Origin of the sequence: Rhizobium sp. 862_C5_N1_2 (genome assembly GCF_051811205.1) — a bacterium.
Taxonomy (GTDB): Bacteria; Pseudomonadota; Alphaproteobacteria; order Rhizobiales; family Rhizobiaceae; genus Rhizobium; species Rhizobium leguminosarum.
Genome location: NZ_JBPWPT010000001.1, coordinates 1,621,005 through 1,645,550 on the forward strand (window position 1 = coordinate 1,621,005; position 24,546 = coordinate 1,645,550).

General features: G+C 59.8%; 24 protein-coding genes, 2 tRNA genes and 1 pseudogene. 13 read left to right on the plus strand and 14 right to left on the minus strand.

From position 1 onward, the window contains the following. Positions 1-157: 157 nt before the first annotated feature. The 5 genes from ACD590_RS08210 to ACD590_RS08230 all read right to left on the minus strand — a co-directional run bounded on the left by ACD590_RS08210 (position 158) and on the right by ACD590_RS08230 (position 5,419). On the minus strand, positions 158-1,555 hold the full coding sequence (locus ACD590_RS08210) for a dipeptidase (protein WP_283186466.1): 1,398 nt from the start codon (positions 1,553-1,555) through the stop codon (positions 158-160). Between the two features lie 17 nt (positions 1,556-1,572). After that, complete coding sequence (locus tag ACD590_RS08215; RefSeq protein WP_439002413.1) at positions 1,573-2,631, minus strand: ABC transporter ATP-binding protein; 1,059 nt, start codon at positions 2,629-2,631, stop codon at positions 1,573-1,575. Positions 2,632-2,638: 7 nt separating this feature from the next. Beyond that, complete coding sequence (locus tag ACD590_RS08220) at positions 2,639-3,430, minus strand: ABC transporter permease (RefSeq protein ID WP_026230563.1); 792 nt, start codon at positions 3,428-3,430, stop codon at positions 2,639-2,641. Continuing rightward, positions 3,427-4,251: an ABC transporter permease gene (locus ACD590_RS08225; RefSeq protein ID WP_018241766.1), complete on the minus strand. Its 825-nt coding sequence runs from the start codon at positions 4,249-4,251 to the stop codon at positions 3,427-3,429. The genes ACD590_RS08220 and ACD590_RS08225 overlap by 4 nt, the downstream gene beginning before the upstream one ends. A gap of 127 nt (positions 4,252-4,378) precedes the next feature. Beyond that, entirely contained in the window at positions 4,379-5,419 is a 1,041-nt protein-coding gene (locus ACD590_RS08230; protein WP_018241767.1) for an ABC transporter substrate-binding protein, read from the minus strand. Positions 5,420-5,690: 271 nt separating this feature from the next. On the opposite strand from ACD590_RS08230, the gene ACD590_RS08235 reads away from it, so the two are divergent. Then, entirely contained in the window at positions 5,691-7,568 is a 1,878-nt protein-coding gene (locus ACD590_RS08235; protein ID WP_439002414.1) for an adenine deaminase, read from the plus strand. A 109-nt stretch (positions 7,569-7,677) separates the two neighbouring features. Beyond that, positions 7,678-7,977 carry a DUF6074 family protein gene (locus ACD590_RS08240; RefSeq protein WP_028732131.1) on the plus strand — a complete coding sequence of 100 codons (300 nt, stop codon included), beginning with the start codon at positions 7,678-7,680 and terminating at the stop codon, positions 7,975-7,977. A 36-nt stretch (positions 7,978-8,013) separates the two neighbouring features. Here the strand turns inward: ACD590_RS08240 and ACD590_RS08245 are convergent, their stop codons facing one another. Next, positions 8,014-9,105 carry an extracellular catalytic domain type 1 short-chain-length polyhydroxyalkanoate depolymerase gene (locus ACD590_RS08245; protein ID WP_026230561.1) on the minus strand — a complete coding sequence of 364 codons (1,092 nt, stop codon included), beginning with the start codon at positions 9,103-9,105 and terminating at the stop codon, positions 8,014-8,016. Between the two features lie 288 nt (positions 9,106-9,393). Here ACD590_RS08245 and ACD590_RS08250 point away from each other — a divergent pair, with 288 nt between their 5' ends. Beyond that, positions 9,394-9,801 (plus strand): low affinity iron permease family protein, encoded by a 408-nt coding sequence (locus ACD590_RS08250; protein ID WP_018241771.1) that lies wholly within the window; start codon positions 9,394-9,396, stop codon positions 9,799-9,801. On the opposite strand, the gene ACD590_RS08255 is transcribed toward ACD590_RS08250, so the two are convergent. From ACD590_RS08255 to ACD590_RS08265, 3 genes are all read right to left on the minus strand, one after another. Further along, positions 9,798-10,157: a low affinity iron permease family protein gene (locus ACD590_RS08255; RefSeq protein WP_439002415.1), complete on the minus strand. Its 360-nt coding sequence runs from the start codon at positions 10,155-10,157 to the stop codon at positions 9,798-9,800. The genes ACD590_RS08250 and ACD590_RS08255 overlap by 4 nt on opposite strands. Positions 10,158-10,306: 149 nt before the next feature. Further along, positions 10,307-12,424 carry a catalase gene (locus tag ACD590_RS08260; RefSeq protein WP_439002416.1) on the minus strand — a complete coding sequence of 706 codons (2,118 nt, stop codon included), beginning with the start codon at positions 12,422-12,424 and terminating at the stop codon, positions 10,307-10,309. A 189-nt stretch (positions 12,425-12,613) separates the two neighbouring features. Beyond that, positions 12,614-13,510 (minus strand): hypothetical protein, encoded by an 897-nt coding sequence (locus ACD590_RS08265; RefSeq protein ID WP_439002417.1) that lies wholly within the window; start codon positions 13,508-13,510, stop codon positions 12,614-12,616. Between ACD590_RS08265 and ACD590_RS08270 the strand changes: the two genes are divergently transcribed. Next, a complete protein-coding gene (locus ACD590_RS08270) occupies positions 13,446-13,772 on the plus strand; it encodes a hypothetical protein (protein ID WP_439003568.1) in 327 nt (108 codons plus the stop codon). The genes ACD590_RS08265 and ACD590_RS08270 overlap by 65 nt on opposite strands. A 73-nt stretch (positions 13,773-13,845) precedes the next feature. Continuing rightward, complete coding sequence (locus ACD590_RS08275; RefSeq protein ID WP_018241777.1) at positions 13,846-14,025, plus strand: hypothetical protein; 180 nt, start codon at positions 13,846-13,848, stop codon at positions 14,023-14,025. A 71-nt stretch (positions 14,026-14,096) separates the two neighbouring features. On the opposite strand, the gene ACD590_RS08280 is transcribed toward ACD590_RS08275, so the two are convergent. The 3 genes from ACD590_RS08280 to ACD590_RS08290 all read right to left on the minus strand — a co-directional run bounded on the left by ACD590_RS08280 (position 14,097) and on the right by ACD590_RS08290 (position 14,946). After that, entirely contained in the window at positions 14,097-14,426 is a 330-nt protein-coding gene (locus ACD590_RS08280) for a hypothetical protein (RefSeq protein WP_130652266.1), read from the minus strand. A gap of 9 nt (positions 14,427-14,435) precedes the next feature. Further along, entirely contained in the window at positions 14,436-14,690 is a 255-nt protein-coding gene (locus ACD590_RS08285; RefSeq protein ID WP_018241779.1) for a hypothetical protein, read from the minus strand. A 181-nt stretch (positions 14,691-14,871) separates the two neighbouring features. Continuing rightward, positions 14,872-14,946, minus strand: a tRNA-Asn gene (locus ACD590_RS08290). A 117-nt stretch (positions 14,947-15,063) separates the two neighbouring features. On the opposite strand from ACD590_RS08290, the gene ACD590_RS08295 reads away from it, so the two are divergent. Together ACD590_RS08295 and ACD590_RS08300 are read left to right on the plus strand one after the other, a co-directional pair. After that, entirely contained in the window at positions 15,064-15,381 is a 318-nt protein-coding gene (locus tag ACD590_RS08295) for a hypothetical protein (protein ID WP_018241780.1), read from the plus strand. Between the two features lie 96 nt (positions 15,382-15,477). Continuing rightward, positions 15,478-15,813 (plus strand): hypothetical protein, encoded by a 336-nt coding sequence (locus ACD590_RS08300; RefSeq protein WP_018241781.1) that lies wholly within the window; start codon positions 15,478-15,480, stop codon positions 15,811-15,813. Here the strand turns inward: ACD590_RS08300 and ACD590_RS08305 are convergent. Next, positions 15,810-16,148 (minus strand): KTSC domain-containing protein, encoded by a 339-nt coding sequence (locus tag ACD590_RS08305; RefSeq protein ID WP_130652269.1) that lies wholly within the window; start codon positions 16,146-16,148, stop codon positions 15,810-15,812. The genes ACD590_RS08300 and ACD590_RS08305 overlap by 4 nt on opposite strands. A gap of 262 nt (positions 16,149-16,410) precedes the next feature. Here ACD590_RS08305 and ACD590_RS08310 point away from each other — a divergent pair. After that, positions 16,411-16,484 (plus strand) — tRNA-Cys (locus ACD590_RS08310). 71 nt (positions 16,485-16,555) lie between these two features. On the opposite strand, the pseudogene ACD590_RS08315 reads toward ACD590_RS08310, so the two are convergent. Next, positions 16,556-16,859, minus strand: a pseudogene (locus tag ACD590_RS08315) (hypothetical protein). Positions 16,860-17,345: 486 nt separating this feature from the next. Between ACD590_RS08315 and ACD590_RS08320 the strand changes: the two are divergent. The 5 genes from ACD590_RS08320 (at position 17,346) to ACD590_RS08340 (ending at position 24,540) form a co-directional block, all read left to right on the plus strand. Continuing rightward, positions 17,346-18,011, plus strand: a complete 666-nt coding sequence (locus ACD590_RS08320) for a protein-L-isoaspartate O-methyltransferase family protein (protein ID WP_197728250.1) — start codon at positions 17,346-17,348, stop codon at positions 18,009-18,011. A 333-nt stretch (positions 18,012-18,344) separates the two neighbouring features. Then, on the plus strand, positions 18,345-19,211 hold the full coding sequence (locus ACD590_RS08325; RefSeq protein WP_439002418.1) for a PopZ family protein: 867 nt from the start codon (positions 18,345-18,347) through the stop codon (positions 19,209-19,211). Between the two features lie 114 nt (positions 19,212-19,325). Beyond that, the gene (locus ACD590_RS08330; RefSeq protein ID WP_168299226.1) at positions 19,326-22,169 is read left to right on the plus strand and encodes a valine--tRNA ligase; all 2,844 of its coding nucleotides are present in this window, start codon (positions 19,326-19,328) and stop codon (positions 22,167-22,169) included. A 397-nt stretch (positions 22,170-22,566) separates the two neighbouring features. Further along, positions 22,567-23,841, plus strand: a complete 1,275-nt coding sequence (locus ACD590_RS08335; RefSeq protein WP_168299227.1) for an OmpP1/FadL family transporter — start codon at positions 22,567-22,569, stop codon at positions 23,839-23,841. A gap of 87 nt (positions 23,842-23,928) precedes the next feature. After that, positions 23,929-24,540, plus strand: coding sequence for a hypothetical protein (locus tag ACD590_RS08340; protein ID WP_246721163.1), 612 nt, complete (start codon positions 23,929-23,931; stop codon positions 24,538-24,540). Positions 24,541-24,546 lie beyond the last annotated feature (6 nt).

Consider the following 24,546-nt stretch of genomic DNA (forward strand, 5'->3'; position numbering starts at 1 on the left):
TGGTCTCTGCTGCCTCGGTGTCGATGTGGGATTGTCCGTTATTCTCGGCCTGCAGGATCAGCGGGGTGCGCTGGCTGCACCATAGCCTACGGCATAATTCCTTAAATCGGAATCGATCGAAGGATAAAATTATGCAGCAATTCAAAGTGCTACGGCGTCAGTCGGCGAGGGCGGCCAGGATACGGACCCAGGATCGCATGCCTTTATGGAAGCTTGAGAGATCGTATTTTTCGTTCGGGCTATGGACGCGGTTGTCGAAGCGGGCGAAGCCGACGAGGAGGGCATCGCATCCGAGCCGGCGATTGAATTCGCCGATGATGGGGATCGAACCTCCCGTGCCGGCAAGGGCAGCTTCGCATTGCCATTCCGTCGAAAGCGCCTGAAGCGTCCTGGTGAGAAACGGACTGTCGATCGGCATGACGGTTGCCGGCGAAAGCCCGTAATCCCTGAAGCTGACCGAACAATCCCTAGGGATACGTGCGCGCACGTGCCGCTGGAAGGCATCACGGATTGTCTGAGGATCTTGCCCTTCAACCAGGCGAAACGAAATCTTGGCGCTTGCCTTCGCCGGAATGACGGTCTTGAAGCCTTCTCCTGTATAGCCGCCACTCATGCCGTTGATTTCGCAACTCGGCCGCGCCCAGATCTGTTCGAGGACAGAACGGTCTGCCTCGCCGGCCGGATCTCTCAGGCCGATATCGCCGAGAAAGGCCTCCTCGTCGAAGGGCAGTCTTTTCCACAGCGCCTTGATAGCGTCGGGGAGCTCTTTCACGCCATCATAAAAACCCTCGACTGCGACGCCGCCATCGGCACGCCGCAGGCTCGAAACCACGTCTGACAGCACCTGCAGCGGATTGCGCGCGGCATTGCCGAACATGCCGGAATGCAGGTCTTGATCGGCGCAGGTGACCTCGATTTCCGTACTAAAGATACCGCGCAGCATCGTCGTGACGGCAGGCGTTTCGCGATCCCACATATCCGTGTCGCAGACGAAAACCGCATCGGCCTTCAACTCGTCCGCCGTAGCATCCAGAAAGGGTGCGAGGCTCGGGCTGCCGGCCTCTTCCTCACCTTCGAACAGCATGCTCACCTGCACCGGCAGTTTACCCGTGACGCTCTTCCAAGCGCGGCAGGCTTCGACGAAGGTCATCAGCTGTCCCTTGTCGTCGGATGCGCCGCGCGCCACGATCGCGGTATCGCCGTTCGGCAAGGCTTCCATGCGGGGCTCGAACGGATCGCTCGTCCACAGCGCCAGCGGATCGACCGGCTGGACATCGTAATGGCCGTAAAACAGCAGATGCGGTCCGGACGCCGCCTTTTCATGGGCGACGACCATCGGATGCCCGGTCGTTTTACGCACCGATGCTTCGAAGCCGATCGCAGCCAGATCCCGGCTCAGCCATTCGGCAGCAGTGCGGCAGTGATCGCGATAGGCCGGGTCGGTCGAGACGCTCGGAATGCGGATCAGCTCGAAAAGCCGCGCCAGGCTACTATCGAGGCTTTCGTCCACATGGGCAAGAACGGCATCGATATCTTGATCCATGGCACTAGTCATCGTCTCTCCTCAGCGGTTCAATCTTCCGGATCGAGAATGCAGCATTGCTCGGCGAGCGGTATCAGCACGGCGGACGACCCCGTTTCCAGCGGGTCGGACAAAGCCCCATTGGCGGTGATCTCTCCCGCTGATGTCGTGCATTTGTACTGATAGGCCCGGCCAAGATAGGTGCGCGTGCCGAGCACGGCCGCGATGCCACCACCGTCACGGCTAACGGCAAGACCGTCTGCGCGGCAGGCCAGCACGAAGTCGTCCTTGATCGGTCCGAACGTTTCCTGTGACAGCTGCAGCCGCGCTCCGCCGGTCGTCTCGGCCATCACAAGCGCGCCGTTGCGCGCGGTCACCTTCATGCCGATCAGGTTCTCGAATCCGACGAAGCGGGCGACGAAAGCGTTGGTCGGCTGGCGATACAGCACCTCCGGCGCGTCGAGCTGCATGATGCGCCCGGCATTCATGATCGCCACCCTGTCGGAGATCGAGAATGCCTCCTCCTGGTCGTGGGTGACGTAAAGCGATGTCGTGCCGTTGGCGCGCTGGAGCTGCCTGATCTCGACGCGCATGTCGATCCTGAGCTTTGCATCCAGATTGGAAAGCGGCTCGTCGAACATCAGAAGCGGCGGCTCGATGACCAGTGCCCGGGCGAGAGCCACGCGCTGTTTCTGGCCGCCTGACAGGGCCGACGGCAGCCGGTCGGCGAAGGCCGAAAGGCCGACGCGGTCCAGCATGGCCATCGTTCTTTTCGACCGTTCCGGCTGGGGAATGCGACGCTGCCTCAGGCCGAAGGCAACATTGTCCTGGACGCTCAGATGAGGAAAAAGCGCGTAGTTCTGAAAGACCAGGCCGATGTCGCGCGCATGCGCGGGAAGGCCGGTGAGGTCGCGCTCGCCGAGCTTGATGCTGCCGCTGCTCGGCTGCAGAAAACCGGCGACGAGGCGCAATGTCGTCGTCTTTCCGCAGCCGCTGGAGCCGAGCAGGGAGACCAGCTCCCCGGCCATGACTGAGATCGACAGGTCCTTAAGCACCTGGGTGCTGCCGTAATGGGCGGAGATGGAATCGATGGTGAGGGATACGGTCAAGAGCGTTCTACTTTGTCAGGAAGGTGAGACCGAGCGTAGCCTCGACGACGGCCATGACGCCGACTGTCAGGAACATCAGCAGCACCGATACCGATGCGATCGTCGGATCGAAGAACTGTTCCATATGCGCAAGGATCTGGATCGGCAGCGTCGAGATGCCCGGCCCGGTCAGGAAGACCGAAACCGACACGTCGTTGATCGAGGTGATGAAGGCGAGGATGAAGGCGGCAATGACCCCGGCCCGAATATTCGGCAGGACCACGGTCAGGAAGGTTTTCAGCGGCGGGCAACCCAGGCTGATCGCCGCCTCCTCGACGGAAAAATCGAAGGCCGCCAGGCTGGCGCCGACGACGCGCACCGAATAGGGCAGGATCAGCAGCGCATGGCCGACCAGCAGGCTGATGAAGATCGGAAGCCCGAGGCCAATTGTGACCGATTTCATCAGCGAAAATCCGAAGACGATCTCCGGCACCAGGATCGGCAGTACGAAAATGGTGGAAAGCCAGCGCGGCAATTCCACCCGGTAGCGGTTGATCGCATAGGCCGCCGGGACACCGATCAGCAGAGACAGCGCCGTACCGAAAAAGGCGACCTGCAGGCTGGTCAGCGCGGTCGTGCGGAAGGCCTCGATCTCGAAGATATTGACGAACCAGCGCAATGTCAGGCCCTGCGGCGGGAAGGTCAGATAGGTCGTGTCGCTGAAGGCCGCACCCACGATGATGACCAGCGGTGCGAGCAGGAAGAAGAAAACGCAGGCCGCAAAGGCGGCGAGGATCGGGTGAACGCGCCTGTCCATCATACCGCCATCGGATTGAGCCGGCGTGCGATGCGGCTCATGATGAGGACGACGCCGAGCGTCAGCACCACCATGATGGCGGCGATCGTCGATGCGCCCACCCAATCGAAGGTCACCATGGCGCGCTGGTAGAGGAAGGTCCCCATCATCATCTGCTTTTCTCCGCCGAGCAGTTGCGGTGTCGCATAGGAGGTGAAGCTGCCGGTGAAGACCAGGACCGCGCCGACGATGAGGCCGGGTGTCGCGAGCGGCAGGATCACCTGAAAGAATGTCATCAGTGGTCTCGCGCCGAGCGAGGCGGAGGCGTCGATCAGATCGCGCGGGATGCCTTCAAGCACCCCGACCAGCGTCAGGATCATCAGGGGAACGAAGAGATAGACCATGGCGACGATGACCGAGCCTTCGGTATAGAGCATCGAAAGCGGCTCCCCGATAATGCCGGTCGAGATCAGCATGGCATTCAGGATGCCATTCTTCCCGAGAATGATCAGCCATGCGAAGGATCGGACGACGACACCCGTCAGCAGCGGAAAAACCGCTGCGATGATCATGATGCTCTTTGCGCGACCGGGCATTTGCGCGATCACATAGGCGGTGATGAAGCCCACAGTGAGCGAAATCGCCGTCGTGACCAGGGCGACCTCCAGCGTCCGATAAAGAACCGCCCGGCGAAAACCGCTGCTGAAGAATGTCACATAGGGCGCAAACACGCCCTTCGGCTCCGCGAACGTTGCCGCGATGGTGATGGCGACGGGAACGATGAGAAGCACAACGACGGCAATCGTCGCCGGCATCGTCAATCCCCACCTGGCAAAATGCTTCATCTTAAAACTCGTGGCATGTCCTGATATCACGAGCGCCGCATCTCGGACGTGCGGCGCTTCCATGTCTGGCCTAGGTCTGGCCCAGGTCCGGCAATAAACCGGCCTCAGGCCGAGAATATCGCGCAGCTTACTGACCGAAGACTTCGTTCCACCGGTCGATCCAGTCGGCCTTGGCAGCATTCATCTTGGCATAGTCGATGCGGGTAAGGCCTGCCACCATATCCGGGCCATAGGTCCAGATCTTCGCCTGGTCCGGCGTCAGGCTGACCTTTGTCGAGATCGGCGCGTCGACGCCTTGTTCGGCTTCAGCCTGCTGGACTTCTTTGGACAGGATGAAGTTGATGAACTGATGGGCGAGTTCGACATTTTCGGAACCCTTCGGGATGTTCACGGTGTTCAGCGTCGCGATGTCGCCGTCCTTGAGCTTGGCCCATGTCATCGTCGGAACGGCCGCCTGCATCGATGCCAGGGTAAAGTCCTGGGCCAGCGCAACGCGAACTTCGCCTGTTGATATCAGGTTCACCAGCTCCGAGCCGGTGTTGTAGTTCTTGACGACATTGGGCTTGAGTGCCTCGATTTCCGCAAAGGCCTTGTCGGCGTCTTCATAGGCATCCGCACCGCCATGCTTGCCGGCTTCCAGCACGACCAGCGGGCCGGCCGTAGTGGTGATTCCGGGCAAGGAGACGGAGCTTTTCAGATCTTCGCGCCACAGGTCTCCCCAGGCGGTGATCGGTGGGTTGACCTTGGCGGAGTCATAGACAATGCCGACGCGTCCGATCGTGTAGGCAGGCCCGTATTTGCCCTGAGGCGCCTTGCCCAGCTCGTAGATATCAGCGAGGTTGGGGATCTTCGACGCATCGATTTCCTGGAACAATCCCTGTTCGATGCCGAGCTGCGAGAAGCTGTCTGTGAGATAGATGACATCGACGCCCTTGCCGTCGCGCAGTTTCAGCTTGTTGAGCCGGTCGGCATTGTTACCTGTCTCGAACACGATCTCGCAGCCGCAGATCTTCTTGAAGGGCGTGATGATGTTCGCATTCATCTTCTCGCCATTATAGCCCCACCAGGAGATGGTCAGAGTCTTCGATTGCGCATGTGCCGCAACGGTGCTGCCGACGGCGGCAAGCAGCGCTAGAGACAGGATTCGGGCAAAACGTCTGGCCTTCATGAGCAATGTCCTTCTGTGAAAAACGGATTTGATAATCGGGATCAACCCCCTGGATTTGAGGGATACTATTTTTTGATCGGTCAGGTCGCAAGCTCAATAATTGAGCAAATACGCTCTTATGCGGGAAATTTTCCCAGACCGATCCCGTCAGTAGCTCCCGGTTGCCGACGCCTTGTCGCCGCTCACGAAACGTGTGGTTCATCAGCGCTTTACACATCCGGGTGTGGTCTTTACGGTCCGGCGGTTCCAGCTTCTCACGGGCATTTCATTCATGGCCACTTCGCGCACTGCTCTTCCAGATGATCTGCTAATCAACGCGTCCGACGAGGTGCTGACGCGCCAGGATCTGGTGCTGACGGCGCTCGGACGCCGGCCCGCCGACAGGCTGTTGCGCGTGGGCAGGTTGCTCGATGTCCACACCAGGAAATGGCTCGACGATCAGGAGATCGTCATCAAGGGCCGCCGCATCGCCTATGTCGGCCCCGCCGGCAGTTACGCAGGCGAGGTGAGCGAGCGCTTATCCGAGCCGGATCTTGCGGCCGTGCCGGGCTTCGGCGAGGCGCATAAACATATCGAAAGCTCCCACCTGACGCCCGAATGGGAGGCGGCTCTGGTGATGCCGCATGGCGTGACCTGGACATGCGAGGCGAGCCACGAGTTTTCCAACGTCAACGGCGCCCGCAATCTGGAATTCTGGCTGGAAGCGCGCCGGCGCGGATCGCCGATGAAAATCTTTCCCCTGCCTGGCTCCGCCGTGCCACCGACCGCCTATGAATGGGGTGGCGGCTGGTTCGGTTACGATGAGCAGAAGGCCTTCCTTTCCGAAAGCCTGATGGTCGCCGGGCTCGACGAGGTCATGGACTGGCCGTCCATATCCGATCCCGGTAATCCTTCCTACGATCGGCTATGGGGCATGATCGGCGCGACCTTCGAGCAGCGCGGCGTGGTCGAAGGCCACGGCGCCGGGCTGCGCGACATGGCCTCGATCAATGCTTTCGCCGCAGCGGGTCTCGCCTCCGATCACGAAGGCTGGTTTCTCGATGAGATCTGGCAGAAGCTCCTCCACGGTCTTTTCATCGAGCTGAGGCCGCATTCCCTGCCGGAGGTGATCCGCGGGCTGATCGACAAGGGGCTGACGGACTGGTCGCAGATCGCTCTGGTGACCGACGACCGCAGCGCCTCGGACACACTGAAAATCGGCGCGACCGATCACAATGTCCGCCTCGCCATCGAAAACGGCCTTGCGCCGGAGATCGCCATCCAGTGCGTCACCCTCAATCCGGCACGCCACATGCGGCTGACGCCGTGGGTCGGATCGATCGCGCCAGGCCGTTTCGCCGATTTCGTTCTTGTCAGCGACGTCGCCAGCCTGTCGATCGAAAAAGTATGGGCGGACGGGCGTCCTGTGTCCGAGGGTGCGACATTCATTGGCGTGCGTCCCGAAATCGATTGGCCGCAATGGGCGACGCGCACCGTGAAAATAGACAGGACGGTCACGGCTGACGATTTCCGCATCGAGGCGCCGACGAACCGGACCACGGTCAACGCAGCACTTTTGCGGCCGTTTCACTGGCACGACGATTTCATCACCATGGAATTGCCGGTGGAGGATGGCGCCGTACAGCGGGATCCCGCGCGCAATGTCACCAAATTCTCGATTGTCGACCGGTTTTCCGGGGAGGCCAAGGTCTCCAGGATGTTCTGGCTGGGCACCGGACCGCGCACGCCGGAGACTGCGCTCGCCTCCACACTCGGGCACGACAAGCATAATATCTGGACGGTCGGCTCATCGGACGAGGCGATGGCGATGGCCGTGAATGCCCTGAACGAGCAGCAGGGCGGCTGGGCGCTGGTCTCCGGCGGCAAGATTCTTGCTCGTGTCCGATACGAGGTCGGTGGTCTGATGACGGCGCGTTCGGCAGAAGCGCTCGATGCGGAGATGCAGGCCCTTTATGCGGCCGGCGCCGGGATCGACTGGATGTACGAGCCGACCTTCTCACCTCGATGGTGGCCAGGCTTTCCCGAACGCCTGTCATTTGCGACGCTGACCTGCTCGCCCTGGCGCTGGGTCCTGGTCGCGCCGTCGGAGCTGGCGCCGGAGGGGTTCGTCAACGTGCTCACCGGCAAAACCCATCCGATCGTCTGGTGACGTTGCGGCCCGCCAAAATTCCACCTGATTGATCTTCTTACTGCAGCAAATAGAAAGCGTTAACCATAGTCTCGTAGACAACGAACAGGATCAAAGGAACCTGTGTTCGATGGCTACTGAAATGACCCGCCGGCCTGCCGGCGCCAATGAAGGCAGAATTATTGCCTTTCCTGCTGGAACCGGAATTGCGAATATTGAGCGTTGCGCTCGCGAACTCGGCCGCCGGCATGGCGCAGATGCGATAGAATTCTGGAAGGCCGAATGCCGGAGGCTTGCCGATCAGCTTCTGGCGGCCGGGATACCGGAGAGCGATGTCGGTCAGCGGGTGCTGCAGTTTCAGCAAGATGTCCAGAGCGAACTGGTCTTCAGCCATCAAAACGGACCACTGCCCAAGTCTCAAAACCGATAGCGGCAATCTCGCCGATGGCCGTCGTGTGCCTTGCGACTACCGCATCAGCCCGGCGGACCGGAGGGCGTCTTCAATGATTTTTTGAATGCCGCCACGATCGCTGCCCGTGCCGAATGGATCTGCAGCGTTTTCCGGTTGCGCAGCAGGGGCTTTCGTGTTGCGCCGTTTTTCAAATGAGGGCACCAGACCCCAGGACCTGGCAATTTCGACGGTCGAGGAAATTCCGACGTCAAGCATGAAGGGGCCGCTTGCCCCGTAGCCGGTGCCGACATCGAGAGGCGTGCCGTGACCCATACCGGCAATCGTATAGAGCTCGATCACTTCAACGCCATGAGCATCAGTCCAGACCTTTCGCTGATGTCGTCCGAAATCTTCGACGCGCCTTGGCGATGCGTCGACGCCGTGGATATTTTTCCATTGCTCCACGATCGCATTCGCATTGGATGGCACGACGGTGCTGTCTGCGGTTCCCTGCCATATTGCTAATGTCGGCCATCGGCCCTTGTGTCCTGAAGCGTTTCTCAACCGCCGTTCCAGCTCTTTGGCAGTCGGGCCGCCATGGCCGCGCATTCGGTCGAACGCCTCGGGAATGGTTGCAGCACTTGCATATGGCAGGCCGGCAATGATCGCGCCACCCGCAAAAACCTCGGGATAGGTGGCAAGCATGGCGGCGGTCATGGCGCCGCCGGCCGAAAGCCCGGTCACGAACACGCGCCTGCTGTCGATACCGTGTTCCGTGACGACCTTTGCGATCATCTGGCGAATGGAAAAGACCTCGCCGTGATCCCGGCGAATGTCCTCCGGGTTGAACCAATTGAAGCAGAGATTTGCATTGTTTGCCCTTCGCTGCTCGGGAAACAGCAGCGCGAAGCCATAGTCCTCGGCCAATCCAGACCAGCCGGATCCGATATCATACCCGGCGGCAGTCTGGGTACAGCCGTGCAGGACAACGACCAGAGCCATATCTTTCCCGCGCTTCGACGGCAAATAGGTGTAGCCCCCCAAGGCGCCTGGGTTTGAGCCAAATGCGTCCAAGGCGACGAGATCGGGGCTGCCCTGCGTGGGTTGGGCGCGAAGGGTTCCTCGCAGCGCAGCAAGGCGTGCGAGGGTGTCTGACATAGATCTCATGAAAGTCTCCGCCAATCAGCAGCCGGGATGGCGGTGATGCTGAACTAAACGCGTCAGTCTACGAAATGGTTGCTGCGGTGCACAATATTTTTCAAGCCACCGGGCTTCTCAATGCATGGACACTTTTCTCATCAGACATCCAGCTTAGCGGCAGTCTTCTCCATGGTGCAAGCAGATGGGCGTCCGACCTCTGGATTGACATCGGCGGCGCCAGGAACTTCGGCCCGGATGTGGAGTTGATGTTGTCGATTGACAGCATTGACGCTGCGACCCAACGAGGCGTTTCAGATGTCGAACAAATCCAACTTCTTCTCTTCCTTTGCTACCGCCGTCGCCGATCTCTCGGGAAAGCCGTTCACCTTCGTAGCGGCTTTGGCGCTCGTGCTTGTCTGGGCGGTTTCCGGCCCTTTTTTCGGCTATTCCGAAACCTGGCAACTTGTGATCAACACCACCACCACGATCATTACCTTCTTGATGGTGTTCGTGTTGCAGAACAGCCAGAACCGTGACGGAAAGGCTCTGCAGGCCAAACTTGACGAACTCATCCTGACGAGTCAGGCGGCCAACAAGTTTGTCGGCATCGAAAAGCTGGAGGAGGGCGAACTCAGGGAAATGAGCAAGACCCTTGCCGAGAAAGCCGAATGCGTCGAGGAAAAGGCGGATGAGAAATCTGCCGCAGAGGCAGCGTCTGCCTAATTCGCCGTCTTTGAGATTTGGTCGTGGTGTTGCCGGCGCATTCCCTCGATTGCCTCGGCGTTTTTCTTCTCGACCGCAATCCAGTGGTTTCCTGCCTTGTTTGATCGGATCAGTTCGTCGAGCTTGGCATGAAGCGCCATCATGTCCCGATTTTGGGAGTGCTGCACCAGCAGCAAGATAAAAAATATAATGAGGGTACCGATCATATTGGTCAGCAGAAACCACCCGCGTGGAAAGGAGAAGCTGAGACCGACTGCCGTCCATATGACTGCGAATGCGACCAGCGTGACAGGGACCGCAGGATGCCCTGCCCATGAGACGGCCCAGTCAGAGATCTGTCGAAAGCGCCAGCGCATACGGCTCTCCACAGCGTAAAACGGAAGACGGAGAGGCTTCCATCACCTCGGCAGAATAGATAGGGCGCCGCAAACGACATAAAACCCGCGTTTCCGCGGGTTTTATTCTGACGACTAGCCATTCTCTCGCGGACATGAAGACGAGACGGTCAATTCAATTTGACCGACGGCTCTCGGCCCCAGACCCGCAGTTTGCCAAGCGCCTTGATAAAAGCCGTGACATCTTTTGCTGCTCCGAGCGCAATCACGCCCTCATCCAGTGCATCGGCAATTCCGGCCTTCTGCATCAGCGGCAGCGCTGTTTCCACATAACCTATGAACTTGCAGTGCACGAAGGCATCCGCCACGAAATCGCGGGCCGTGGCCTCCTTCAGCAGATCGCCGGTTCCCTCTGCCGAGGGGAGGAGGGCGACGGCGTCGTAAAGCACCGAAGGTCCGCCGTCGATCATCTGATGCGCCTCGATCCAATTGCCGTCCGAGAGTGTCACGCCGCCGATCTTTGGCGCGATCACTTCGAATGTTGCCTTCTGCTCGGTGTTCTCGGCAAGCAGCGCCTTGAAGATAGCGGCATCGGTACCATCGCTGACAAGAATGCCGAGCTTGCGTCCTTCGAACCGCTTCGGACCGCGTTCGACGATGCTGAGCGCCGGCGACGGCTCGAGATCCTGCCGCGTCGGCATGGCGGCATCGGCAGGCTTCGGCATCGATTTGAAGCCGAGTGCGTGGCCGACCTTGCTGGCCAGCGTCTCATCGATGTTCATCAGATGCGAGACCATACGCTCACGAATGACCGGCGTTTCGACCTTGCTCAGTTCGAAGATCAGCGCCGCAGCGATATGGCGTTGCTCGGGCGGAGTCTGGCTGATGTAGAACTGTCGCGCCTGGCTGTAATGATCGGCAAAGCTTTCCGGCCGCAGCCGAACCTTGGGGCCCTGCTCCTCGGCCGGGAAGTGGCGATAGCCCTGGACCGGCGATTCCCGCGGCCCCTGATTCCAGGAATTCGGCTGGTAATTGACGCGTCCGACAGGATTGCGCATCGCCATATGGCCGTCCTGCTGGAAATTGTGGAAGGGACACTTCGGCGCGTTGATCGGCAGATGCGTGAAATTCGGACCGCCCAGACGTTTCAACTGCGTGTCGAGATAGGAGAAATTTCGTCCCTGCAGCAGCGGATCGTTGCTGAAGTCGATACCGGGGGGAACATTCTGCGTCATAAACGCGACCTGCTCGGTCTCCGCAAAAAAGTTCTCCGGCATGCGGTCGAGCACAAGACGGCCGATCGGTTTGACCGGAAGGATCTCCTCCGGAATGATCTTCGTCGGATCGAGAATGTCGAAGTCGAACGTGTCGGCGAAGTCCTGATCGAAAAGCTGCACGCAGAGCTCCCATTCCGGGAAGGCTCCCGAATGGATCGACTGCCAGAGGTCGCGGCGATGGAAATCCGGATCCGCTCCATTGATTTTGACTGCCTCGTTCCAGGCGACGGACTGCAGGCCGAGCTTGGGTTTCCAGTGGAATTTGACGAAGGTCGATTCATCCGCTGCGTTGACGAAGCGGAAGGTATGAACGCCGAACCCCTCCATGAACCGGAAAGATCGCGGAATGGCGCGGTCCGACATCACCCACATGATCATGTGCATGCTTTCGGGCGTGAGGGTAATGAAGTCCCAGAAATTGTCATGCGCCGACTGCGCCTGCGGAAATTGCCTGTCGGGCTCCGGCTTTACGGAATGAATGACGTCGGGAAATTTGATCGCGTCCTGAATGAAGAAGACCGGGATGTTGTTGCCGACCAGGTCCCAATTTCCCTGCTGGGTGTAGATCTTCACTGCGAAACCGCGCACGTCGCGCGCCAGATCGAAGGAACCCTTGCTGCCGGCAACGGTCGAGAACCGGACGAAGGCCAGCGTCTTTTCGCCGGGCCGCTGGAAAAGATCGGCCCGGGTATAGGCGGCCAGGGATTCGTATGTTTCGAAGTAGCCATGGGCCCCGTAACCGCGCGCATGCACGACCCGCTCGGGAATGCGCTCGTGGTCGAAATGAAAGATTTTCTCACGGAAGTGGAAGTCGTCGATGAGGGCAGGGCCACGGGCGCCAACGCGAAGCGTATTCTGATCGTCGGAAACGGGGCCACCTTGCGCTGTGGTCAGCACCGGCATGCCGTCTTCGGCAAACTGATGAAGCTCGCCGCCTGCACCCCGGTGCAGTTTCTGATCATGGATCGTTGCGTTGTCCGAGGGCGAGGTTTGAGAGGTCTTCTTGGCCATCTATATTCTCCGGAAAGGGTTTTACCTAACCGAAGCTCCCCAACGGCCACATGTTCCGCTCGATGCGAAATAAACCGCAACTGGGCAAGAGGCCACCTGGGGGCGGCCGATAGTCGACCACGGGAGACCCGAGGCCCAACATAAAGGGGCGCGTGGCCTTTCGACCCTGCGCCCCGATTTCCGTCGATCTTAGATCCGGGAGGTAACGATGAGATCTTCCTCTTCGTCGCGCTGCGAACCGCCAAACGCTGCGGCGGCAGCAGCGATGAATGCCCCGATCAGAAGTGACAACGCGCCGAGCAATGCTGTGGTGGAGGCAGCCTTGCGTGCCTCATCGGCGGCTTTCTGGGCGGCGACCTTGGCGTCGTCGATGCGCTTCAGCACAGTGTCGACGCGGGTGCGTGCATCGGCCTCGGAAAGACCGGTGCGAGCAGAGACGATGGTGGCAAGATAGGCCTTGTCGTCATCCGGGATCTGGCCGGCAGCCGCACCGTTGAGGAGGATGCGGGAGACCTCAGCCGTTGCAGCAGCATCATCGGATGTTGCTCCTGCACGGGCCTGTTCAGGACGCAGCAAAGCGTCGGTAAAATAGGCGGTGGGCAGATCCGCGACCGATGCCGTCGATGACGCCGCCGAACCTGCGGCGGTGGCCGCCGAGCCGACGGCCTGTGCGCCCGCACCGGCAAGAGAGGTCAGCGACGAGGCTAGAAATCCGGCGACGAAAATCGTCGCCAGCGCCCAGCTGATGAAGCCGTGCGCCGTGTCGCGGAAGAATACCTCGTCGGTGCGGACAGCCGCCCACTTCGTGCGCAGCCGGCCGGTGATATAGCCGCCGAGCCCGGAGGAGAGCCATTGCACGACAACGAGCCAGATCGCCGCCGTCACCCCGACCGTGCCGAGCGAGCTGCTTTGCCCCGACCAGGGCGACACCATCGTCAACCCAACCCCGGATCCAAGCAGCAAAAGAATGAGGGTCACGCCGATGGCAGCAGCGGCGCCTCCGAAGATGGGCCCCCATGTCATGGCCGATTTGGAGGATTCGACCGGAGTAGCAATCTCTCCGGAACCTGTCATTGAAACCGACATGATCCGTCCCTATCGCATAAACAGAGCAAGAAGGATGATGATCGGCAGTGGAACACCAAGCAGCCAAAGCAGAATACCGCGACCCATGAAAGACCTCCTGTCAGAAACTGACGTTACGTGGTTGATGCCACTCAACTTTGAACCACGGTCTTTGTTCCCGGCCGGCTTGGTCATCGACAATCTTCATGCGGAGCTAATCGAGATCGATAAGAATCTTGCGCGTTCGGAGCTGACGTCCGGCGAAGCGAGCGCCATATCTTGAGGGACAAGGTGATCTTGGCAGGAGAGAGCAGAAGCTCTCGTCACTCGGTCACAGCCAAACTGGAGAGGCATCGATGAAGAAATTTCGGGCATTTGTAGCAGCCGGGGCAATCAGTCTTGCCGCCATCATCTCGGCCTGCTCGACACCACCGAATTCCTATGGCACGGCATCAGGATATCAGCCGGGAGATTCAATGAACCCGGCCTGCGCCGATGGGTTCCGACCCGGCGACGGTCGTTCGTGCAGCTACTAGAGGCAGTCGTCTCTTTGCCCGTACAAGCAAACCGGAGCTGGCGGAGCGTCAGGCTGGCGTTCAGCAAGCCGTCACTTCTGTTTGATGGCAGCCCCAACCGCGGCGCCGATCGCGACACCGAATGTGATGCCGATCGCGGCGTCATCGAACAGTATCGGGCCGACTGCCGCGCCGATTCCGATTCCTATCGCCATACTGAGAGCCATGACCGTGATCTTATCCAGGTGCTGTGGCGAGAGTATGTGTTTCGCTGCATCACCGCGAGCTGCGGGCGTGGTCCGAGCGAGGCAAGCTGATGCTTTGAGCTGAACAGAAAAAGCGTCTATTGAAAGTTCAAGACACTTTTTGAAAATTGGCCAAGACGGCCCGGCAGCGCGCCAGCCGGTTCTATTGACGGCCAATCCACCTCATTACCGTTTTTTCCGGAGATCACCTGGCAAAGCGTCAATGAGTTGATGCACTTTACCGGTGGCGAATACGATGTCCTCGCGCGGCAGATGGACTGTTATCTCAATCTCTTCCCACCTGCCGCCATGGTCTTTTGCGAATCTGACGGCGGCTTCCAAAGAGGTGAATTGCACGGCCGGTGCGTTGGCGGTCCAGAACTGCACGCTGCAGTCCGCCGCACTGTAATCTAAAAATGCTTTTTCAGGATCTAGCGCCATGGCGTTTGCTTTACACCGCCGCCGGTTGGTTGGCCAGCGAATGCCTATCCGTCGTAAAAAGCGCGTTGTCCGCGATGCCCAACGCGAAAAGCCCTTGGGAGCATTCAAAAGCGGGAGGAAAAGTGGGGAAGAAAACGCCTGCTTTCGGATTTATCAACGAAACAGGCGATTACTTGAAAAATGGCTCCCCGGGCCGGATTCGAACCGGCGACCTGTCGATTAACAGTCGAATGCTCTACCGCTGAGCTACCAGGGATCACTGCTTGGCGCGGTGTGAGTGGGCTAATACAAACGCTTTCCCGATTTGCCAAGCGGTTTTTTCAAAAAAATGAAATGAACTTGTATTTGGGGTGCCTGCGCCCATCTCTTGGGAATGACAAATGTGAATGATCGCAGTGAGACAAGTGGTGGCGAAAAGCGCAAGACGCGGGCACGGCGCTTCGGCATCGATCATGCAAGCGGCAGGCTTGTGCTCGGCTCCTTCAGCATCGGCATGCCACGCTCGCGCATCGCGCGGATGGCACTCGGCGTGGCCCTCATTTTCTGCGGCTTGCTGGGTTTCTTGCCCATTCTCGGCTTCTGGATGCTGCCGCTCGGCTTCCTGGTGCTCTCGCATGATCTGCCGTTCGCGCGCCGGCTTCGGCGGCGGCTGGCTGTCTGGTGGCACAGGCGGCGAAACCCGGCTGGCTGATGGGCAAGGTGGGTGTGGAACTGTGGATCGCTTTTCGCTTTCGTGGTTTATCGAATGTAAAACGCAAAATTGCGTCACGATGGTCCGGGTGAGGAAATGAAGGCATTTTTTGTTGTCGCCCTGTCGGCAGCGGCTGTTCTCTCAGCCATTTCCGCCGAGGCCCAAGTAGACAGCGGCGGTTTTGACGCTCGCGGCATCTGTCGCCGTCCTGAAGGCTGCGTGGTCGATCACGGCCAAGGCGGCAATAGCGGACCTCGAAACTATCGCAATTTCAACGGCCGGAATGAGCGCGACGGGAGGAACGACCGCGAGCGGGACAATCGGCGCTACCGTTCTCAGAACAGGAGCGACAATTTCGACGCCGGAACCAGCCGCCTTGTCGCAGGCCCGGAGATTGGGCTGGGGGCGCAGCTCATCCAGATTCGCGTCTAGTTGGATCTGAGTTCGCTTTCCTCGAAAACCCCGCCATGGTCCGGATCGAGGCTGGTCGCCAGCAACAGGCTGCAAACGGCAAGGAGGAGGACGAGCTTCACTGCGTAGGATGCCACGGAGACCGGTTGTCGACGGCCCGGTGATACGCGAGACGGCGCTATATAATATTTGTAATAGAAGTGCGGATCATCCGTTTCCAGCAGGTTCTGGTAGACGTGCAGCGGAATATTTGCATGTTTCACCGGCGGAGAACCGGGGAATTTTACATGCAGATCCCGGGTTTCGGCATCGAATGCCGCATGCACGTGCTTCGATTTGAGGGCAGCCCAATCCATCGCAAGCTCCTATACCCTCCCGAGGATAATTGAGGCCCGGACGATGATCGAAGTCAAGTCAAGAATTTGTTTCAAATGCAATCATTGGCAGGAAATGGGGCATCGTTACGGCCGTGAAAATTCCAGCCTGCGCCCACTCCGTTTGGGGATGGAAAAATGGTCGTTTCAGCAACTGCGGAATGGCGTTTTTCCGAAATGCCCTCTTGCGATTTCCTTACGATCATTCTAAACGCTCGCCACGGCTCAGATAACGAGCGCGTGAGGCCTCGTGGCGGAGTGGTGACGCAGAGGACTGCAAATCCTTGTACCCCGGTTCAATTCCGGGCGAGGCCTCCAACATTCTTCCACATGATAGAATTAATGTGAAACGCCGCTGGCGCAGCGGTGCGGCATCGGCGTTTGCGATGCTACCAGATCCGCTGGCCGGGCGAAAAATCGAACTGTGACGGATTGATTCCCGTGAGTCGGTAGAGCGCCCTCAGGCCGCCCTTGCGGATTTCCGCCTGATATTCCAGATCGCTCAGTTCAGGCCCGTCATCGATTTCGGGGCCGGCGCCGAGCAGCCGTCGCATGCCCTGCGGCGAAATGCGGGTGAAGCTGCGAATGTCGCCCGCTGCTGTATTTGATCAGCAGCAGGCGGGCATCGGCGTTGTAGTGAAGCGCTTCTATGCCGCGCGATTGGATCAGAAAGGTTTGCATGCGCACACCCATAGCGGAAGGCGAGGGCGCAGCAACAAAATGGTTGACGTAACGTTAATGCGCATGCGGCTGTCGAAGGCTGGATTTCAAAGGAAAAGAACGCATGTCAGACCTGCGCCCGCCGACATGAATTGCCGCAGCCGCGATGCGGGGGATATCTCCGAATGCGCTTCGGCGCCCTATCGCCTCCAGGTCGTTTCGCCGTCCAGCAGCCCGCAGCAGAATATGCCAATCAGCGCTGCGACGATGAAAAAATCGAACAGCGTGAAATATTCAAAAATCGCAGACATGGCCTGCTCCTCCTATTTCCTCCGTTGCAAATCATAACATGAGGGGGCGGAAGGTTCCACGCTGGAGTTGCAGCGTCCATCCTGTCTCCTGTGGCACGGAAGAGGCGCCGGCCGGATTCTTTCCGCCTGCGGCTGCCAAGCCTTGAAAGCATCCGTGGTGGAGATTAAGAGACGAGGGACAGGAACCGCTTTTTAAGAGCGAGAGGACATGATGGATTTCGAAGCAGCGCGCGCAAAGATGGTCGATACCCAGGTTCGCACGACGGACGTTACCTCGCATTCCGTGCTGACGGCGTTTCTCACGGTGCCGCGTGAGACTTTCGTGCCGGAGAAGGCGAAGCTGCTGGCTTATATCGACAACGATGTCGAGATATCAGCCGCCGCACCGGGAAAGCCGGCCCGCTTCCTGATGGAGGCGTCGCCACTCGCCAAGCTGCTGCAGCTGGCCGCGATCACCAAGGATGATTTCGTACTCGAAGTCGGTTGCGGCACGGGTTACACATCGGCGCTGCTGTCGATCATTGCCGGCTCCGTCATCGCGCTCGAATGCGACGAGGCGCTCGCCGCCGAGGCGAAGACGCAGCTTGCCGGATACGCCAAGGTCGAAGTTGTGACCGGCCCGCTCGAAAATGGCTACGCTGCCGGCGCTCCCTATGATCTGATCTTCGTCAACGGCGCCGTCGAAGAGGTTCCAACAACTCTTCTCGGTCAATTGCGCGATGGTGGCCGTCTGATCACGGTCGAAGGTTACGGCAATGCCGCCCGCGCCAAGGTCTTCGTCGCCGAGCGCGGCGCTGTTTCGGAAAATGTCTTCTTCAATGCCTCGGTCAAGCCGCTGCCGGGTTTCGCCAAGGCGCGTGAATTCGTTTTCTGACATCGTTCTTATCGACGAAATTCAGCGACGGGCGCCATCGGCGCCCGTTTTTTATCAATGCCGCTGGAAAGCCTTCACAAACATCATTTACGCTGACGCGACCACGGCGGACTGGATAGAGGCCGTGCGCTTCAAGTTCTGTTTCATGGATGTCGCCGCAGCAAAATCGCGACAGGCTTTGCGGGTGGCAAACATTGGGTAACAAAACTGTGCATGGCGGCATTCATTTGATTCGCGATGATTTTTTTCACGCCTGGGGTATTCTAAGGTCGTGGTGATTCGGATGAATGCTCCACACCATCCGGTCGTTGTTTTGGGATAACGGGGATAGAAATGGCTCAGCCAAGTGTAGCGCGTGAACCGTCCATGGAAGAAATTCTGGCCTCCATCCGCCAGATCATCGAAAGCAATGAGCCCGGCGCCGGCAAGGCGATTTCCGCATCCCTGCCGCCGGTCTACGGCGCCGATGAGGATGACAACGGCTCCGAAATTCATCTGACGGTCGACGACACCTATGCCGGCGTGGAATTCCCCGAACCGGTCATGCGCTCCTCCGATCCGCGTTTCGTCGCCGCCAATTCGGCCGGCACCGCCCCCGAAGCAGAAGTACCGGCCCGCGCCCTGTCGCTTGCCGATGTCGCCGCCCGCGTGCGCGCCGCCTCCGAGCGCAGCGCCGTGCAGGCCGGTCAAGCCCTGCGCGAAATTCCGAGCGGTTTCCGCCAGCCCGAACCGCCGCCGGCCGTGATGCCGGAACCGCCGCGCGCCGCGGCACCGCAACCGCAACCACAGCCTATTTTCCCCGCTGCCGCAGCGCCCGTTCAGCATGTTGCTATCCAGCAGCCGGCCGAGCCGGTGTCGACGGAAACGCCTGGGGTGGCCGTCGCCGAGCCGGCGCCTGCCGTCGAAACAGCGCCGCCGGCTATGGAGCCCGCTCAGTCGTCGACCGAGCGTTTCCTGCCGAGCGTTCTGGACGAGGTCCAGCCGACGCTGCTTTCGGAGGATGCCGGCCTGCAGATCAGCCGCTCTTTCGAGGAGCTCGCCGCGGCAATCGACGGCGCAGAGCGCCGGTCGCTGGACGAGATCGCAGAGGACATGCTGCGCCCGATGCTGCGCGAATGGCTTGATGATAATCTGCCGACACTGGTCGAGCGGTTGGTGCGCGAAGAAATCGAGCGCGTGGCACGCGGCCCGCGCCGCTGATCGGATTGCTTTTTCTTGAAAAGCCGCTCCGGTCTCCGGGGCGGCTTTTTTATTGACTTGGCCGTGACCATCCTATTTACAAACGCCACCTCGAACCTCGAAATTGGTCATAAAATGCTCGACAAGACCTATGATTCCGCCGCCGTCGAACCGAAAATCGCCGCGAAATGGGACGAGGCGGATGCCTTCCGTGCCGGCGCGAACGCCCGGCCCGGAGCGGAGACCTTCACCATCGTGATCCCGCCGCCGAATGTCACCGGTTCGCTGCACATGGGGCACGCACTGAACAACACGCTACAGGACATCCTGGTTCGCTTCGAGCGCATGCGCGGCAAGGACGTGCTCTGGCAGCCGGGCATGGACCATGCCGGCATTGCCACCCAGATGGTCGTCGAGCGCAAGCTGATGGAACAGCAGCTGCCCAGCCGCCGCGACATGGGCCGCGAAGCCTTCATCGACAAGGTCTGGGAATGGAAGGGGGAATCGGGTGGCCTGATCTTCAACCAGCTGAAGCGTCTGGGTGCGTCATGCGACTGGTCGCGCGAACGTTTCACCATGGACGAGGGCCTGTCGAAGGCCGTTCTCGAGGTTTTCGTCACGCTCTATAAGGAAGGGCTGATCTACAAGGACAAGCGCCTCGTCAACTGGGATCCGAAGCTGCTGACGGCGATCTCCGATCTTGAAGTCGAACAGCATGAGATCAAGGGCAATCTCTGGCATCTTCGCTATCCGCTCGAGCCGGGTGTCACCTACCAGTACCCGATCGCTTTCGACGAGGAAGGCAAGCCGACCGAATGGGAAACGCGCGACTATCTGGTCGTTGCCACCACGCGTCCGGAAACGATGCTGGGCGATACCGGTGTTGCCGTCAATCCGGAGGACGAGCGTTACAAGTCGATCATCGGCAAGCATGTCATCCTGCCGATCGTCGGCCGCCGCATTCCGGTCGTTGCTGACAGCTACGCCGATCCGACGGCAGGTAGCGGTGCCGTCAAGATCACGCCGGCGCATGACTTCAACGACTTTGACGTCGGCAAGCGGGCTGGCCTGCGCTCGATCAACATCCTGAATATCGACGGCACGATCACCATCAAGGACAATGAGGATTTCCTCGAAGGCCTCGACAATCCGGCGGCGCTGCATGGCGCCTGGGACCGCCTGGAAGGGCAGGACCGCTTCTATGCGCGCAAGGTCATTGTCGAGATTTTCGAAGAGGCCGACCTTCTCGACAAGATCGAACCGCACAAGCACATGGTACCGCACGGCGACCGCGGCGGCGTGCCGATCGAGCCGCGGCTGACCGAACAATGGTATGTCGACGCCAAGACGCTCGCCGAACCGGCGATCGCCTCGGTCCGCGAAGGTCGCACCAGGATGGTGCCGAAGAGCTGGGACAAGACCTATTACGAATGGATGGAAAACATCCAGCCCTGGTGTGTCTCCCGTCAGCTCTGGTGGGGTCACCAGATTCCCGCCTGGTACGGCCCGGACGGCCAGGTCTTCGTCGAAAAGACCGAGGAGGAGGCGCTGCAGGCGGCGATCCAGCATTACCTCTCGCATGAGGGGCCGATGAAGGCCTATGTCGAGGACCTGCTCGAAAACTTCAAGCCGGGCGAGATCCTGACGCGTGACGAGGACGTGCTCGACACCTGGTTCTCCTCGGCACTCTGGCCTTTCTCGACGCTCGGCTGGCCGGACGAGACGCCGGAGCTGGCGCGTTATTACCCGACCAACGTTCTTGTTACCGGCTTCGACATCATCTTCTTCTGGGTTGCCCGCATGATGATGATGGGCCTGCATTTCATGAAGGACGAGGATGGCGAACCGGTCGAGCCCTTCCAGACCGTCTATGTCCACGCGCTGGTGCGCGACAAGAATGGGCAGAAGATGTCGAAATCGAAAGGCAACGTCATCGATCCCTTGGAACTGATCGACGAATACGGCGCCGACGCGCTGCGCTTCACCCTGGCAATCATGGCGGCGCAGGGCCGCGACGTAAAGCTCGATCCGGCCCGCATCGCCGGCTACCGCAATTTCGGCACCAAGCTCTGGAACGCCACGCGCTTCGCCGAGATGAACGGGGCAAAGAGCGACCCGCATTTCGTACCCGAGGCGGCCGAGCTTACCATCAACCGCTGGATCCTGACGGAACTTGCCCGTACGGAACGTGACGTTACGGAAGCGCTGGAAGCCTTCCGCTTCAACGATGCCGCCGGCGCGCTCTATCGCTTCGTCTGGAACGAGGTCTGCGACTGGTATCTCGAGCTCTTGAAGCCGGTCTTCAACGGCGAGGACGAGGGCGCCAAGGCGGAAGCCCAGGCCTGCAGCGCCTACATTCTCGAAGAGATCTACAAGCTGCTGCATCCCTTCATGCCCTTCATGACCGAAGAGCTTTGGGCCCATACGGCAGGCGAAGGCAAAGAGCGCGACACACTGGTCTGCCACGCCGAATGGCCGGCGCCGTCCTATGCCGACGACGGGGCGGCCGACGAGATCAACTGGCTGATCGACCTCGTCTCCGGCATCCGCTCGGTGCGCGCTGAAATGAACGTCCCGCCATCGGCGACAGCCCCGCTCGTCGTCGTCAAGGCCAACAACCTGACGCGTGAACGGCTGTTCCGCCACGACGCCGCCATCAAGCGGCTTGCGCGCGTCGAGGCGATATCGCTGGCTGACGATGCGCCCAAGGGTGCCGCTCAGATCGTCGTCGCTGAAGCGACCATCTGCCTGCCGCTCGGCAAGCTGATCGACCTTTCCGCCGAAAAGGCCCGTCTCGAAAAGGCGATTGCCAAGATGGAAGGCGAGATCTCCCGCATCGACGGCAAGCTCTCCAACCAGAAGTTCGTCGCCAACGCCAATCCCGAAGTGGTCGAGGCCGAGCGCGATCGTCTCGAGGAACTGAAGGGGCAGATCGCAAGCCTGAGGACCGCTCTTTCCAGGGTGAGCGAAGCCGGGTAAGTTTCACGGACCCATTTTGGTAAGTTATTTCAAAGACGCGCCCTCCGCCGGCGCGTCTTTTTTGTTGTGATTCGTCCGGTTCGCGCGTGAAACGGCGCATTTTCAGCACTTCATCCTGTGGATTGCTCTCATGCGAAGCTCCAGCGGGCGAAAACTGCCACTGTTGTCGGATTGATACAGCTTCTGCAATGTTTGGAATGAAAACCCAAAAGCCCACCTGAAATTCGATAGGTCTGGAATAAAATTTTATTAACCAGGTTTTTTGACGTGTCCGTCAATTTCTTTACGTAAGTTAGCCGCTGCAATGCCTGGGAGCGCTGCCGTGGGGCGCGTTGCCATATCACGCGAACACTTACTAGAGTGGGGTCACATCAATTGCTGGAGTGGGGGAGACACAATGGCATCTCGTAGGTTTTCCAAGGGCATAACATCGCTCGTTCTTCTATCGTCGCTTGCATCGCCGTCCTTCGCCGGCGGTCTGGAGCGCGGCGGATATAATATCGACCTTCTCTTCGACAATTCGAGGTTCGCCGTCCAGTCCGGCGCGACCTATGTCATGCCGCAGCGCAAGCTGAAAAACGTCAAGGACACCGATCCCACCGATGGCCTCGGCACGAACGGCATTGGCGGAGGTTCGACCACGGCCGATGATACCGAGGATTACTGGATCCCCTATCTCGGGGTGAAGGTCGGTTTCGGCGATGCTATCGACTGTATGGGCGATTTTTCGACACCATTCGGCGCACACACCAATCCCGGCGCCGACTGGCTGGGCGTCAACGACAACATCGAAACCAAGATCAGCACCCGCAACTACGGCGCCACCTGCTCCTATCGTTTCGATATGGGCCCCGGCCAGCTTCGTCTGATCGGCGGCGGCTTCTATCAGACGGTCGATGGTTTCAAGACACGCCTCGTCGCGCCGATCACAGGGGCGGCCGCGCTGGTCTATGACGGCACCGGCCGTCTGGATCTTGCCGACCAGGCCATGGGATGGCGGGCGGGCATCGCCTACGAAATCGAGGAATATGCCTTCCGCGCCAGCCTAGTCTACAACAGCAAGGTCAAGTATGACGATCTCACCGGCACGGTCGACCTGACCGAGGTGCCGAAGGCCGCCAATCCTGCCAATCCCTACCTTGGCGTCGTGACGCCGGTCTATGGTTCGGCTGAGGCGCCGGATTCCGTCGAACTCAAGCTGCAGAGCGGCATTGCGCCCGACTGGCTCGCCTTCGGTTCGGTCAAGTGGACGAATTGGAGCGTGCTGCAGTCGATCGCCTTCTGCCCGAAGGCCACCAAAGGCGTCGTCGCTTGCTCCGCCAGCAGCCAGCTCACCTCGCTCGATCTCTTCTATCGCGACGGCTGGACGATCAGCGGTGGCGTCGGCCACAAGTTCAACGAGCAATGGGCCGGCGCCCTCAGCCTGACCTGGGATCGTGGCACGAGCCAGGGCTACGGCGCCCAGACCGACACATGGACGCTCGGCGCAGGTGTCTCCTATACGCCGGTGGAGAATGTCGAGTGGCGTCTGGCCGGCGCGCTCGGCATCATGACCGGCGGAGAATCCGGCACCTACGTGTATAATGGCCGGACCTACGGCAACGACGTCTCCTATTCCTTCGGCGACGATCTGCTGGCGGCCCTTTCCACCAGCGTAAAGGTCAAGTTCTGATCTTGCTGCCCAAGTAGAAGTCTTAGAGCCCGGCAGTTCGCCGGGCTTTTCTTTGGGCGTTGGCAAGACAAATCGACGTTCCAATTTGTGACGATTCAGCAACACATTTTTACGACGTTTGGCGTATGGTGGCGGCAGGGCGAATTTGTCCATTTCCCGCCACAAAGAGGGCGCAGCGCTATTCGCAGGCGAGGAGATGGCAGGCGTACGGTGCGTGTAAATAGTAGCATGGGTCGATTTTTTTCCGGGTACATCAGATCGTACGGCGCGATTGGCGACATTCGTTCGATTGCGGTCGTTTCGCTTTCCGAACAAGGCAGTTCCGGCCGCCAATCCGGCCTCGCGATGAAGTCGTCGATCCGTTCATTGTCGCTGTTTTCGACCCGCTCGGATGAGCAGCCCGGCTTTGCCGAAAATGTCGATACCGGTTTCGTCACATTTACTGTTTACGAATGCGATAAAGGCGGGAAGGCGAATACCGCACCTGCCGAAAGAGTGCCACGGAGATTGCAGTCGAGCCATGCCGGGAGCCGGGTGGTTCTGAAGGATGGGCTGAGAATATCGCCTTTGAGAAAGGGCCAGTGGGCTGGATGCGACGCGGGTAAAGGAGCCATGGAGCTCGCCGCGGGATCGCTCGCCTCGAAGAAATACATCCGCGGGATGCACGGTGCGAGCGCCGTTGCCGCCTGCCTGAGATGAGCGAAA

Coding starts and splice junctions, on each gene's coding strand:
- ACD590_RS08210 (WP_283186466.1), bottom strand. CDS start 1,555: ATGACTAGTGCCATGGATCAAGATATCGATGCCGTTCTTGCCCATGTG.
- ACD590_RS08220 (WP_026230563.1), bottom strand. CDS start 3,430: ATGATGGACAGGCGCGTTCACCCGATCCTCGCCGCCTTTGCGGCCTGC.
- ACD590_RS08225 (WP_018241766.1), bottom strand. CDS start 4,251: ATGAAGCATTTTGCCAGGTGGGGATTGACGATGCCGGCGACGATTGCC.
- ACD590_RS08230 (WP_018241767.1), bottom strand. CDS start 5,419: ATGAAGGCCAGACGTTTTGCCCGAATCCTGTCTCTAGCGCTGCTTGCC.
- ACD590_RS08235 (WP_439002414.1), top strand. CDS start 5,691: ATGGCCACTTCGCGCACTGCTCTTCCAGATGATCTGCTAATCAACGCG.
- ACD590_RS08240 (WP_028732131.1), top strand. CDS start 7,678: ATGGCTACTGAAATGACCCGCCGGCCTGCCGGCGCCAATGAAGGCAGA.
- ACD590_RS08245 (WP_026230561.1), bottom strand. CDS start 9,105: ATGAGATCTATGTCAGACACCCTCGCACGCCTTGCTGCGCTGCGAGGA.
- ACD590_RS08250 (WP_018241771.1), top strand. CDS start 9,394: ATGTCGAACAAATCCAACTTCTTCTCTTCCTTTGCTACCGCCGTCGCC.
- ACD590_RS08255 (WP_439002415.1), bottom strand. CDS start 10,157: ATGCGCTGGCGCTTTCGACAGATCTCTGACTGGGCCGTCTCATGGGCA.
- ACD590_RS08260 (WP_439002416.1), bottom strand. CDS start 12,424: ATGGCCAAGAAGACCTCTCAAACCTCGCCCTCGGACAACGCAACGATC.
- ACD590_RS08270 (WP_439003568.1), top strand. CDS start 13,446: ATGGCCGATTTGGAGGATTCGACCGGAGTAGCAATCTCTCCGGAACCT.
- ACD590_RS08265 (WP_439002417.1), bottom strand. CDS start 13,510: ATGTCGGTTTCAATGACAGGTTCCGGAGAGATTGCTACTCCGGTCGAA.
- ACD590_RS08275 (WP_018241777.1), top strand. CDS start 13,846: ATGAAGAAATTTCGGGCATTTGTAGCAGCCGGGGCAATCAGTCTTGCC.
- ACD590_RS08285 (WP_018241779.1), bottom strand. CDS start 14,690: ATGGCGCTAGATCCTGAAAAAGCATTTTTAGATTACAGTGCGGCGGAC.
- ACD590_RS08295 (WP_018241780.1), top strand. CDS start 15,064: ATGACAAATGTGAATGATCGCAGTGAGACAAGTGGTGGCGAAAAGCGC.
- ACD590_RS08300 (WP_018241781.1), top strand. CDS start 15,478: ATGAAGGCATTTTTTGTTGTCGCCCTGTCGGCAGCGGCTGTTCTCTCA.
- ACD590_RS08305 (WP_130652269.1), bottom strand. CDS start 16,148: ATGGATTGGGCTGCCCTCAAATCGAAGCACGTGCATGCGGCATTCGAT.
- ACD590_RS08320 (WP_197728250.1), top strand. CDS start 17,346: ATGATGGATTTCGAAGCAGCGCGCGCAAAGATGGTCGATACCCAGGTT.
- ACD590_RS08325 (WP_439002418.1), top strand. CDS start 18,345: ATGGCTCAGCCAAGTGTAGCGCGTGAACCGTCCATGGAAGAAATTCTG.
- ACD590_RS08330 (WP_168299226.1), top strand. CDS start 19,326: ATGCTCGACAAGACCTATGATTCCGCCGCCGTCGAACCGAAAATCGCC.
- ACD590_RS08335 (WP_168299227.1), top strand. CDS start 22,567: ATGGCATCTCGTAGGTTTTCCAAGGGCATAACATCGCTCGTTCTTCTA.